Genomic DNA, 11,122 nt, shown 5'->3' with positions numbered 1-11,122 from the left:
CGGGCCGCGCCGGCCCTCCCCGGGGCCGGCGCGCTTTGCGCACCGTCCAGGGCCGGCGCGGCCCGATCCTCAACCGACGGTGAAACTGCACTCCCCTCGCCCTGCGGCTCGCGCCTCCGGGCGACCGGACCGGACAAGGCGCCACCGGCGCCTCGCCTTTTCGGTCCGGGGGTATCTTGAGCGGGCTGCGCGGGGCGCGGCCTCTTCCCTGTCCCGACACCCAGCCTCGGTCGGACGGAAGGCCGCCGAAATGCGGCGTTAACACTTTTATCGAAACATATCAGCGCCTTGCGCGCTGTCCCCATGGGGACAGCGCATTTGGCGCTCCCGTGGGCCGCGTCACGCCCCCCGGGCGATCGCGGCGACCCCGGTGCGGGCGACGTCCACCAGGCCGAGCGGGCGCATCAGCCCGATCAGCGCGTCGACCTTCTCCGGCGTGCCGGTGATCTCGAAGACGAAGCTCTCGAGCGTGGTATCGACCACCCGCGCGCGGAACACGTCCGCGAGCCGCATCGCCTCCACCCGCTTCTCGCCGGTGCCCGCGACCTTGACCAGCGCCAGCTCGCGCTGGACGGCGGGGCCCTCGACCGTCAGGTCGTGCACGTCATGGACCGGCACCAGCCGGCCGAGCTGCGCCTTGATCTGCTCGATCACCGCCGGGGTGCCGGTGGTGACGATCGTGATGCGCGAGCGATGCCCCTCGTGGTCGGTCTCGGCGACGGTCAGGCTCTCGATATTGTAGCCGCGCCCGGAGAAGAGCCCGATGACGCGGGCGAGCACGCCGGCCTCGTTGTCTACCAGCACGGCGAGGGTATGGGTCTCCTGCCGGTCGCCCAGCGGGTTCTTCAGGTCGTAGGCGCTGTGGCTGGAAGCGCCCTTCTTGAGGCTGAGTGCGTTCATCGCGTCTCTCCGGGGCTCAAACCAGCACCGCGCCGCCGGATTCGATCGCGTCCGTGGTCGCGTCCTCCCCGAGCAGCATCTCGTTATGCGCCTTGCCCGACGGGATCATCGGGAAGCAGTTCTCGTGCTTCTCCACCATGCAGTCGAAGATCACCGGCCCGTCGTAGGCGAGCATCTCGGCGATGGCCTCGTCGAGATCGGCCGGATCGGAACAGAGGATCCCCTTCGCGCCGAAGGCCTCGGCGAGCTTGACGAAATCCGGCAGCGCCTCGGACCAGGACGAGGAATAGCGCTCGCCGTGCAGGAGCTGCTGCCACTGGCGGACCATGCCGAGGCGCTCGTTGTTGAGGATGAACTGCTTGACCGGCAGCCGGTACTGCACCGCCGTCGACATCTCCTGCATGTTCATCAGCCAGGAGGCCTCGCCCGCCACGTTGATGACCAGCGCCTCGGGATGGGCGACCTGCACGCCGATCGAGGCCGGCAGCCCGTAGCCCATGGTGCCGAGGCCGCCGGAGGTCATCCAGCGGTTCGGCTCCTCGAAGCCCATGTACTGCGCCGCCCACATCTGGTGCTGGCCGACCTCGGTCGTGATATAGCGATCGCGGTCCCGTGTCGCCGCCTCGAGCCGCTCCAGCGCGAATTGCGGTTTGATGACCTTGTCCGAGTTGCGGTAGGCGAGGCAGTTCCGCCCGCGCCAGCGCTCGATCTGCTGCCACCATTTCGCGACCGCCTCCGAGGCGGTGACGCGGCCCCGCGCCTTCCAGAGATCGAGCATCTCGGCGAGGACCGTGCCGACGTCGCCGACGATCGGAATGTCGACATGGATGTTCTTGTTGATCGAGGAGGGGTCGATGTCGATATGGACCTTGATCGACCCGGGGCTGAAGGCGTCGAGCCGCCCGGTGATCCGGTCGTCGAACCGCGCGCCGATGCAGAGCATGAAGTCGCAATCATGCATCGTCCAATTGGCCTGATAGGTGCCGTGCATCCCCAGCATGCCGATCCAGCCCTTGCCGGAAGCGGGATAGGCGCCGAGCCCCATGAGCGTCGAGGTGATCGGAAAGCCGGTGGAATCCGCGAGCTCGCGCAGCAGCCGCGACGCCTCGGTGCCGGAGTTGATCACCCCGCCGCCCGAATAGAGCACCGGCCGCTCGGCCCGCTCCAGCGCCTCGACCGCCGCGAGGATCGCCGCCGGATCGCCCTTCCTGCGCGGCTGGTAATGGCCGATGCGCGCCTTGTCGGGGGGCGAATAGGCGGCGGTGGCGAATTGCACGTCCTTGGGGATGTCGACGAGAACCGGGCCGGGCCGGCCGTTCGTGGCGACGTGGAAGGCCTGGTGGATGACCTCGGAGAGCTGTGCGGGATCCTTCACCAGCCAGTTGTGCTTGGTGCAGGGCCGGGTGATGCCGACGGTATCGGCCTCCTGGAAGGCATCGTTGCCGATCAGGAAGGTCGGCACCTGCCCGGTGAGGATGACGAGCGGGATGGAATCCATCAGCGCGTCGGTCATGCCGGTGACGGCATTGGTGGCACCGGGGCCCGAGGTGACGAGCACGACGCCGGGCTTGCCGGTGGAGCGGGCATAGCCCTCGGCCGCATGGGCCGCGCCCTGCTCGTGGCGCACCAGGATGTGGCGGATGTCGTTCTGCTGGAAGATCTCGTCATAGATCGGCAGGACCGCGCCGCCGGGATAGCCGAATACGGTGTCGACGCCCTGATCCCTGAGGGCCTGGACCACCATCTGCGCGCCGGTCATGCGACGGGTCATCTCGCTCTTCCTTCTTCCTCCCGCCGGCCACAGCCTGCCGACGGTATCCCGGGGCAACCGCCCCAAACAAAAATGGCCCCGAACGGGGGCCAAGGCGCGGCATCCGGTCGAGGCTAGTGCCTTCGCCGGTCCGCGCCGTCCGCTACGAGGATGGGTTTCGGTCTCATCGGATCTCCCCTGCCGCCGTCTTAGGTACTCGCCGCCGCCCGGTCAACCGCTCAAATGTCGCGAAGATTGCCGGATCCCGGGCGTTCGGGTTGTTTTTGTTCGTTCCGGCCCGGGTCTCGGCATCAAACGGGGCCGCGCGTCCGGCGCCCTCGACTCGCACTTGCAGAATCCGGGTCCGGACGCGAAAATATGGCCGCTCGACGGCCGGCGGGAGAGACATGCGGATCATAGCAGCGATCGTGCGGGCCATCTGCGGCTTCAACGGGTTCCTCGGCCGGATCTTCTCCTGGTTTTCGCTCGGGATCGTGCTGGTCTGCTTCGTCGTCGTCACGCTGCGCTACGTCTTCCATCTCGGCGCGGTGCCGCTGCAGGACCTCTATGTCTGGCTGAACGGCATGATGTTCATGGGGATCGCCGGATATACTCTCATGCGCGACGGCCACGTGCGCGTGGATGTCTTCTATCGCGACGCCCCGACGCGGCGCAGGGCGCTGGTCGACATGGTCGGCGCGGTCGTCTTCGTCGCGCCCTTCCTGGTGGTGCTGACCGTCTGGAGCCTTCCTTACGTGGAGCGTTCCTGGGCGTTGCGCGAGGGCAGCGCCAATGTCGGCGGCCTGCCCGGGCTCTACATTCTCAAGAGCTTCGTTCTGGTCTTCGTGGCGGTGATCGGCCTCCAGGCGCTGGCGATGTTCCTGCGCGGGGTCCTCGTGCTCGCCGGGAGCGAGGAGCTGCTCCCCGACCGCCTGCGGTACTCCGGCGGCGAAGGCTGAGCCATGGACCCGGTGATGATCGGCGAGGCGCTGAGCCTGGGAATGTTCGTCGCCATCATCGGCGTGCTGCTGCTCGGCTTCCCGGTGGCCTTCACGCTGCCCGGCGTGGCGCTCGTCTTCGCCGGGGTGGGGTGGCTCTTCGGCGCCTTCGATCCGTCGAACCTTTCGAGCCTCGCGCCGCGCTATCTCGGGATCATGCTCAACGAGGTGCTGGTCGCCGTGCCGCTCTTCATCTTCATGGGCATGATGCTGGAGCGCTCGGGGATCGCCGAGCAGCTCCTCGTGACCATGGGACGGCTCTTCGGGCGGCTGCGCGGCGGGCTGGGGCTCTCGGTGATCGTGGTTGGCGCGCTGCTTGCCGCCTCGACCGGGATCGTCGGTGCGACGGTGGTGACGATGGGCCTGCTGTCGCTGCCGGCCATGCTGCGGGCGAAATACGACCCCCGGCTCGCGAGCGGCGTGATCTGCGCCTCCGGCACCCTGGGGCAGATCATCCCGCCCTCGACGATCCTGATCTTCATGGGGGACATGCTCGGCGGGATGAACGCCCAGGTGCAGATGGAGAAGGGCAATTTCGCGCCGCAGGTGGTCTCGGTCGGTAATCTCTTCGCGGGCGCCTTCATCCCCGGCCTGCTGCTGGTGCTGGTCTACATGGCCTTCGTGCTGTGGAAGGCGATGCGGGATCCGGCCAGCTGTCCCGCGCTCGTCTCGACCGATGCGGAGCGGGCGGGGCTGCGCCGCGACGTGCTGGTCACCATGCTGCCCACGCTGGCCCTGATCGTCGCGGTGCTCGGCTCGATCCTCGCCGGGATCGCGACGCCCACGGAATCGGCCTCAGTCGGCGCGGTGGGGGCGATGGCGCTCGCCGCGCTGCGCGGCCGGTTCAACTGGCCGAACCTGCGGTCGGTGATGGAGGCGACCGCCACCACGACCTCGATGATCTTCGTCATCCTGATCGGCGCCTCGGTCTTCAGCCTGGTGTTCCGGATGCTCGGCGGGGACAAGCTCGTGGCCGAGTTCATCACCGGCCTGCCGGGGGAGAAGATCGGCGCGATCGTCTTCGTGATGGCGCTGATGTTCGTGCTGGGGTTCATCCTCGACACCTTCGAGATCATCTTCGTGATCATCCCGATCACCGCGCCGGTGCTCCTGATGATGGATGTCGATCCGGTCTGGCTCGGCGTCATCGTCGCGGTCAATCTGCAGACGAGCTTTCTCACGCCGCCCTTCGGCTTCTCGCTCTTCTACCTGCGCAGCGTCGCCCCGGCGAGCGTGACCACGGGCGACATCTATCGGGGCGCCATGCCCTTCGTCGCATTGCAGATCCTCGTGATCGCCATTCTCATCGCCTTTCCGGGGATGGTGACCTGGCTGCCGTCCGTGCTCTACGATTGAGGTGGCCGCGATCGTTCTGCGAAGCGGGCAGGGAGCGTGGACGGTAGCCGCCCGGCTTCGGCCCGATCGCGGGGCATCCTGAACCTGCCTCTGCGGGAGCGCGTGATCGAATGTTCGACTGGCTGATCCTTCTCTGGCGGCGGCATCGCGGGCTGGTGCTCGCGCTCGTGGCTGCCTGCCTCGTCACGCTCTTCTTCGCCATCCGCCTGACAATCTCGACGCTCTACTGGGCCGGGCACCGCGACGCCACGCTGGCCGGCTGGATGACGGTCGGCTACGTCGCGCATTCCTATGACGTGGACCGGCTGCGCCTCGCCGAGGCCCTCGGCCTCGATCCGGACCAGCGGCCGCGCCTGACCCTCGACGAGATCGCGGCCCGAAACGGGATGCCGCTCGCCGAGGTCGAGGTGACCCTGCTCGCGGTGATCGCCGAGGAGCGCGCGGGACGGACGGAGCAGCCCGTGGTTCCGGACCGGCCTTGATCGAAGCGGTCCTAGGTCTCGTGCCGGTCTACGGCCTCGCCGTGGTCTTTCTCGTGACCTTTGCCGGATGCCTCGGTCTGCCGGTGCCGGGATCGCTCGCGCTGCTCGCGGCGGGGTCGTTCTCGGCGAGCGGCGATCTGGTCCCGGCGGCGGCGATCGCGGCGGGGCTCGCCGGTGCGCTGCTCGGGGATCAGGCGGGATACTGGCTCGGGGCGGCCGGCACCGAGCGCGCGGCGGGCCTCGCCGAAAGGCGCGGGATGTCCGGGGCGCTCGCGCGGGCGCGGCAGCTGATCGGCCGTTTCGGGGGCGCTGCGGTCTTCTTCACGCGCTGGCTGCTGGCGCCGATCGGGCCCGCGGTGAACCTCGTGGGCGGCATGACCGCCATGTCCTGGCGCCGGTTCACGGTCTTCGATGTCGCCGGCGAGATCGTTTGGGTCGGTCTCTATTTCGGGCTCGGCTATGCCTTCAGCCGGGACATCGTCGAGATCGCCGCGGTGAGCGGCGATCTCGTCTGGATGCTGGCGGCGGCAGCGGTCAGCCTGGTGCTGACGCTGCGGCTGCGATCTGTCCTGCGGACGCGGTCGTGACCCTCAGCTGACGCTGAAGTATTTCTCGCGCGCCAGCAGGAACGGCGTGTCGGTGTTCTGCGTGCGGGTCCGCAGCAGGTTCAGCGCCGCGAGATAGTTCTCGGTCACCTTCTGGGTCAGGGCATCGTCGGAGGCGCGCAGCTCGGCGAAGATCTCGGCCGAAGCCTTGGCGCCGGCCTCGAGGATCTCCTCGGGGAACTGATGCGTCTTGACCCCGTGCTCGTCGACCAGGATGGCCAGCGACCGCGGATCGTTCGCGTAGAAATCGCAGGCGACCTGATCGTATTCCGCCTGGCAGGCGATCTCGACGATCATCTGGAGATCGGCGGGCAGGGCGGCGAGCTTGGCCTTGTTGACCGCGAGCTCGGTCGCGAGCCCCGGCTCGGTGAAGCTCGAGAGATAGTAGTTCTTGGCGATCTGGTAGAAGCCGAGCGCGAGGTCGTTGTAGGGGCCGACGAATTCCGCGGCGTCGAGCGCGCCCGATTGCAGGGCCGCGAAGATTTCGCCGCCCGCCATGTTGACGACCGTCGCGCCCATCTTCTCCCAGACCTTGCCGCCGAGGCCGGGCGTGCGGAACTTCAGTCCCTGGAGGTCGGAGAGCCCGGTGAGCTCGTCGCGGAACCAGCCGCCGGCCTGGGTGCCGGTGTCGCCGTTGATGAAGCCCCTGACGCCGAACTGGTCGTAGACCTCGTCCCAGAGCTCCTGCCCGCCCATGTAGCGGATCCAGGAGGCGAGCTCGCGCGAGGTCATGCCGTAGGGAACGCCGGTGAAGAAGGCCGTCGCGGGTGACTTGTTCTGCCAGTAATAGGCCGCGCCGTGGCTCATCTCCGCCGAGCCCTCGATGACCGCATCGAAGGCGCCGAGCGGCGGCACCAGTTCACCGGCGGAATAGACCTCGATCGTCAGGCGGCCGTCCGACATGGTGGTGATGCGGTCCGCGAGGCGCTGGGCGCCGACGCCGAGGCCGGGGAAGTTCTTCGGCCAGGTGGTGACCATGCGCCAGGTGGTGCGCTCCTGCGCGATCGCCGGTGCGGCGAGCGCGCCGCCCGCCGCGGTGAGGGCCGCAGCCCCGAGAAACTGACGACGTTCCATGCATGCTCCTTGTGGGTCTGGGCCCCGACGAAATGGCCGTCGGGCCAATGCGATATGGTTGGAGTCCTAGGGGTTGGTGCCACCGATAGCAAGAATGCGCCGGCTGCGGCGGGGTTCCCGATCGGCGCCGGCGCTATTTCGTCGCCGGAAGCTCGATCGCGGCGACCTGTTCGCTGATCGCCGGGCGATGCGCACGCCGGGCGGCTTCCGCCTGGTCGGTGTCGGAGAGCAGGGTCCAGCGCCCGTCGGCGAAGATCTCGAGCGGCTTGAACCGGGCCTTGTAGTCCATCTTGGCGCTGCCCGGCACCCAGTAGCCGAGATAGACGTAAGGCAGCCCGGCCTCGCGCGCGACGGCGATGTGATCGAGGATGACCTGCACGCCCAGGCTGTCCTGCTCCAGCGCGGGGTCGAAGAAGGAATAGACCATCGAGACGCCGTCGCTCAGCAGGTCGGTGAGGCAGACCGCCACCAGTTCGCCCCGGCGCATCCCGGCGGCGGGGCGGTGATATTCCACCACCCGGCTGCGCACCGGCGTCTCCTCGATCATCGCGGCGAATTCGGACATGTCCATGTCGGCCATGCCGCCGGTGGCGTGGCGGGCGTCGAGATAGGTCCGGAAGAGGTCGTATTGCTCTTCGGTCGCCCAGGGGCTGCGCACGATCCGTTCGAGACCGGCGTTGCGCTTGAGGATGCGCCTCTGCCCGCGGGAGGGCCGGAAATCGGCCACGACGATGCGCGCCGAGAGACAGGCCGAGCAGCCGGCGCAGGACGGGCGGTAGAGCACGTTCTGCGACCGCCGGAAGCCCTGATGGGACAGCACGTCGTTGAGATGCCCTGCGCCCTCGCCCTGCAGCGCGGTGAACAGCTTGCGCTCCACCTTGCCCGGCAGATACGGGCAGGGTTGCGGGGCCGTGACGTAGAATTGATGCTGCTGCGGCAGGCTGTGGCGCATGTGCGGCCCCGACGGCATCCTCCTCTTGGCTAATGGAATGCTAACTACAGCCGCCGCGCTCGGGCAACCGGATTCTCTTCCAGAGGTGAACGGATGGCGCCGCCGTCAGTCGGCGGGGCGGTTGATCGCGGTGGTGCGAAGGATGATGTCCGGCAGGCCCTGGCCGTAGCGGGTGCTCAGCATGGAGATGCAGCTGATGGCCTGGAGGATCACCACGCTGAAGGCGACGGAATAGATCGCCGTGTGCAGCGCCGCCGTGGCGAGGTCGAAGCGCGTCCCGTCGTGGCGCCGAAGCTCGATGCCCATCACCCGCATGCCCCAGGTCGCCGAGCGTCCGGCGATTGTCAGGGTCCGGTAGACGAAGCCGACCCCGGCGACCACGAGGGGAAAGAGCGCGAAGCCGAAGCCGAAGGTCGCGAGCCCGAAGACGAGAGCGACCGGCACGCCCGCCAGCAGGATCACGAAGAGATCCACGAACCAGGCCGCCAGCCGTCGGGACTGCACGCCTTCGTAGAACTGGCGGTCGCGGTCGGGATCGGGAAGGCCGTCCATGGGGCCGGAAAACCCGTAGGTCTGGTGCATCGGCGAGGTCTCTCAATGGCTCGGGGCCTCAGATGGGGCCGGAGGCATGCCGCCGCAAGGCAGGGCACCCGACCGATGCCGTGGCCGGTCGCGGCGCGGTCGGGGTGCAGGGCGGTTCTCGGCGGATTTCCGCCGGTATGCCGGGAAATGCGAGGTCGCGTTTTGTGAAGTACCGCTATGGGAATAGAATCAAGAAAACAAAATAAACGAGGGGGCAGTCAATGTTGAAATACCTGATGGTCTGGTATGAGCGCGAGCAATCCGCGGTGCTCGAGGCCGAAGCGCTCATCTCCGAATTCGGGCGGCTCGCGGGGCCGGTCGCCTGGCTCAGGTCGCGGGAGGCGGGGCTCGACCGCAAGACCAAGGTACTGCGGCGGATGGTCGCCCGGGAGGTCGGTCGGATCCTGACCCGCCAGCCCGAGCGCGCGGCCGGCCTCGTCGTCGACCGGGACAGGCTCGCCCGCCTCACGGTATCGGGTGCGGCGAGGGAGATCGCCGCGGCCGGCGGGGGGCTAGGCGGCAGCGTGCCGGCCGATTCCGGGTCGGCGGCGGGCGAGCGGGTCCGGCAGGGGCCGGGAGCGCCGCCGGATCCGGCGCAATCCCGAACGCGCTCGGCCGGGTGAACCGCCGCCGCGAGGATCGGGCCGCTCAGGATCCGATGTCCGCGGTGTCGAAGGGCGTGGTCTGGTAGATCTCGTTGATCCAATTCCCGTAGAGAAGCTGGCCGTGGCTGCGCCAGCGGTTCTCCGGCGCGCGGGCGGGATCGTTGTCGGGGAAGTAGTTGACCGGCATGGCGATCGGGCCGCCCGACATCAGGTCGCGGTCGTATTCTTCCTTCAACGTGGTCGAATCGTATTCGAGATGGTTGAACATGTAGAGGGCCCGATTGGGCGTGTCCTCGATGAGGCATGGCCCGACATCGGGGGAATCGAGCAGGATCCGCAGCTCGGGGTGCAGGCGCACGTCCTCGGACCGCACCTCGGTCCAGCGGCTGACGGGAACCATGAGGCTGTCGGAGAACCCCTGCAGGAAGGGCGAGGCCGGCTCCACCGCGGCATGGCGGAAGCAGCCGAAGGCCTTGGCGGGCAGCAGGTGCTTGGGCACGCCGTGGAAATGGTGGAGCAACGCCATTCCGCCCCAGCAGATGCCCATGGTCCGATGCACGTTGGTCCGGGTCCAGTCGAAGACCTCGCGGAGCTCAGGCCAGTAGTCCACCGCCTCGAATTCCAGATGCTCGATCGGCGCCCCCGTGATGATCAGCCCGTCGAACTTGCGTTCGCGCGCCGTGGCGAAGGGCTCGTAGAAGGTCTCGAGATGCGCGGCGGAAGTGTTGCGCGACTGATGCTCGGACATGCGGATCAGCGTCAGCTCGATCTGCAGCGGCGTCGCGCCGATCATGCGGGCGAACTGCGTCTCGGTCTGCACCTTCTTGGGCATCAGGTTGAGAAGCCCGATCTGCAGCGGGCGGATGTCCTGGCGCAGCGCCGTCTCCTCGGACATCACCATCACGCCCTCGCGCCGGAGCACGTCATGGGCAGGCAGCGTCGCGGGGATCTTGATCGGCATGGCTTCGGGGTTCCGTCGGCGAAGACGCCTAGATAGGCCCGGAACAGCCTGCCGGCAACCTCGCTGCATCGGCGGCGCGCTCGTCCTGCACCTCCACCGTCACGTGGTCGAAGCCGAACTGCTCGGCGAGCCTAGACTTGATCGCCCGCCGCACGGCTTCGGGATCGGCTTCCGCCGCTATCAGCGCCTCGAGCGTGACCATCGGTCGGGACTCGCTGATCGACCAGGCGTGGAGGTGGCGCACCTCGATCACTTCCGGCACCGAAGCGCGCAGATCCTCGGCGATGCCGTCGGGATCGGCGCCCGGCGGCGCGCCTTCGAGCAGGATATGCGCGCTCTCGCGCACGACGTTCCAGGCCGAGTAGAGGATCAGGAAGGCGACGAGGACCGAGAGGATCGGGTCGATCGGCGTCCAGCCGGTGCCGAGGATCACCAGCGCCGCCAGGATCGCCGCCACGGATCCCAGGAGGTCGCCCGCGACATGCAGCAGCGCCGCGCGCAGGTTGAGATTGCCGCGGTCGCCGCGCGAGAGGATCCAGAACGCCGCGACATTGACCAGGAGACCGGCCGCGGCCACCGCCAGCATCAGCCCGCCGGCGACCGGTTGTGGCTCGGCGAGCCTTCGGATCGCCTCGACCAGGATCCAGAAGGCGATGGCGAACAGGGCCAGTCCGTTCACGAAGGCCGCCAGCACCGAGAGCCGGTCGAAGCCATAGGTGCGCCGTGCGTCCGCGGGGCGGCGGGCGACGCGGAAGGCGAGCCAGGCCATCGACAGCGCGGCGAAGTCGGTCATCATGTGGCCGGCGTCGGCCACCAGCGCCAGCGAGCCGGCGAGGATCCCGCCGATGACCTCGACC

12 protein-coding genes are annotated in these 11,122 nt (G+C 68.3%); 5 read left to right on the top strand and 7 right to left on the bottom strand.

From position 1 onward, the window contains the following. Nucleotides 1-339: 339 nt before the first annotated feature. Together ilvN and V7050_RS12775 are read right to left on the bottom strand one after the other, a co-directional pair. Nucleotides 340-900, bottom strand: a complete 561-nt coding sequence (ilvN, locus tag V7050_RS12780; protein WP_324366993.1) for an acetolactate synthase small subunit — start codon at nt 898-900, stop codon at nt 340-342. Between the two features lie 16 nt (nt 901-916). Further along, a complete protein-coding gene (locus V7050_RS12775) occupies nt 917-2,671 on the bottom strand; it encodes an acetolactate synthase 3 large subunit (protein WP_324366996.1) in 1,755 nt (584 codons plus the stop codon). 386 nt (nt 2,672-3,057) lie between these two features. Here V7050_RS12775 and V7050_RS12770 point away from each other — a divergent pair, with 386 nt between their 5' ends. The 4 genes from V7050_RS12770 to V7050_RS12755 all read left to right on the top strand — a co-directional run bounded on the left by V7050_RS12770 (nt 3,058) and on the right by V7050_RS12755 (nt 6,073). Next, complete coding sequence (locus V7050_RS12770; protein WP_324366998.1) at nt 3,058-3,609, top strand: TRAP transporter small permease subunit; 552 nt, start codon at nt 3,058-3,060, stop codon at nt 3,607-3,609. A 3-nt stretch (nt 3,610-3,612) separates the two neighbouring features. Next, nucleotides 3,613-5,004 carry a TRAP transporter large permease gene (locus V7050_RS12765; protein WP_324367000.1) on the top strand — a complete coding sequence of 464 codons (1,392 nt, stop codon included), beginning with the start codon at nt 3,613-3,615 and terminating at the stop codon, nt 5,002-5,004. A 110-nt stretch (nt 5,005-5,114) separates the two neighbouring features. Continuing rightward, a complete protein-coding gene (locus V7050_RS12760) occupies nt 5,115-5,486 on the top strand; it encodes a hypothetical protein (RefSeq protein ID WP_324367002.1) in 372 nt (123 codons plus the stop codon). Next, on the top strand, nt 5,483-6,073 hold the full coding sequence (locus tag V7050_RS12755; protein ID WP_324367004.1) for a DedA family protein: 591 nt from the start codon (nt 5,483-5,485) through the stop codon (nt 6,071-6,073). The genes V7050_RS12760 and V7050_RS12755 overlap by 4 nt, the downstream gene beginning before the upstream one ends. A 3-nt stretch (nt 6,074-6,076) precedes the next feature. Here V7050_RS12755 and V7050_RS12750 read toward each other — a convergent pair whose 3' ends face one another. The 3 genes from V7050_RS12750 to V7050_RS12740 all read right to left on the bottom strand — a co-directional run bounded on the left by V7050_RS12750 (nt 6,077) and on the right by V7050_RS12740 (nt 8,699). Next, on the bottom strand, nt 6,077-7,165 hold the full coding sequence (locus V7050_RS12750) for a TRAP transporter substrate-binding protein (RefSeq protein ID WP_324367006.1): 1,089 nt from the start codon (nt 7,163-7,165) through the stop codon (nt 6,077-6,079). A 133-nt stretch (nt 7,166-7,298) separates the two neighbouring features. Beyond that, entirely contained in the window at nt 7,299-8,117 is an 819-nt protein-coding gene (locus tag V7050_RS12745; protein WP_324367008.1) for an arginyltransferase, read from the bottom strand. 105 nt (nt 8,118-8,222) lie between these two features. Next, nucleotides 8,223-8,699, bottom strand: a complete 477-nt coding sequence (locus V7050_RS12740; RefSeq protein WP_324367010.1) for an RDD family protein — start codon at nt 8,697-8,699, stop codon at nt 8,223-8,225. Between the two features lie 221 nt (nt 8,700-8,920). Here V7050_RS12740 and V7050_RS12735 point away from each other — a divergent pair, with 221 nt between their 5' ends. Then, nucleotides 8,921-9,322 (top strand): hypothetical protein, encoded by a 402-nt coding sequence (locus tag V7050_RS12735; RefSeq protein WP_324374094.1) that lies wholly within the window; start codon nt 8,921-8,923, stop codon nt 9,320-9,322. Between the two features lie 25 nt (nt 9,323-9,347). Here the strand turns inward: V7050_RS12735 and V7050_RS12730 are convergent, their stop codons facing one another. Both V7050_RS12730 and V7050_RS12725 read right to left on the bottom strand, forming a co-directional pair. Next, the gene (locus V7050_RS12730) at nt 9,348-10,265 is read right to left on the bottom strand and encodes a homoserine O-succinyltransferase (RefSeq protein WP_324367014.1); all 918 of its coding nucleotides are present in this window, start codon (nt 10,263-10,265) and stop codon (nt 9,348-9,350) included. A 28-nt stretch (nt 10,266-10,293) separates the two neighbouring features. After that, nucleotides 10,294-11,122, bottom strand: an 829-nt coding sequence (locus V7050_RS12725) for a cation diffusion facilitator family transporter (RefSeq protein ID WP_324410622.1), incomplete at its 5' end; no start/stop codon positions are given.

This window comes from Amaricoccus sp. (assembly GCF_036846665.1).
Lineage (GTDB): Bacteria > Pseudomonadota > Alphaproteobacteria > Rhodobacterales > Rhodobacteraceae > Amaricoccus.
Note: the sequence above shows the minus strand (reverse complement) of the source record. Positions and strands in the feature narration are given on the sequence as shown.

Coding starts and splice junctions, on each gene's coding strand:
- ilvN (WP_324366993.1), bottom strand. CDS start 900: ATGAACGCACTCAGCCTCAAGAAGGGCGCTTCCAGCCACAGCGCCTAC.
- V7050_RS12775 (WP_324366996.1), bottom strand. CDS start 2,671: ATGACCCGTCGCATGACCGGCGCGCAGATGGTGGTCCAGGCCCTCAGG.
- V7050_RS12770 (WP_324366998.1), top strand. CDS start 3,058: ATGCGGATCATAGCAGCGATCGTGCGGGCCATCTGCGGCTTCAACGGG.
- V7050_RS12765 (WP_324367000.1), top strand. CDS start 3,613: ATGGACCCGGTGATGATCGGCGAGGCGCTGAGCCTGGGAATGTTCGTC.
- V7050_RS12760 (WP_324367002.1), top strand. CDS start 5,115: ATGTTCGACTGGCTGATCCTTCTCTGGCGGCGGCATCGCGGGCTGGTG.
- V7050_RS12750 (WP_324367006.1), bottom strand. CDS start 7,165: ATGGAACGTCGTCAGTTTCTCGGGGCTGCGGCCCTCACCGCGGCGGGC.
- V7050_RS12745 (WP_324367008.1), bottom strand. CDS start 8,117: ATGCGCCACAGCCTGCCGCAGCAGCATCAATTCTACGTCACGGCCCCG.
- V7050_RS12740 (WP_324367010.1), bottom strand. CDS start 8,699: ATGCACCAGACCTACGGGTTTTCCGGCCCCATGGACGGCCTTCCCGAT.
- V7050_RS12735 (WP_324374094.1), top strand. CDS start 8,921: ATGTTGAAATACCTGATGGTCTGGTATGAGCGCGAGCAATCCGCGGTG.
- V7050_RS12730 (WP_324367014.1), bottom strand. CDS start 10,265: ATGCCGATCAAGATCCCCGCGACGCTGCCTGCCCATGACGTGCTCCGG.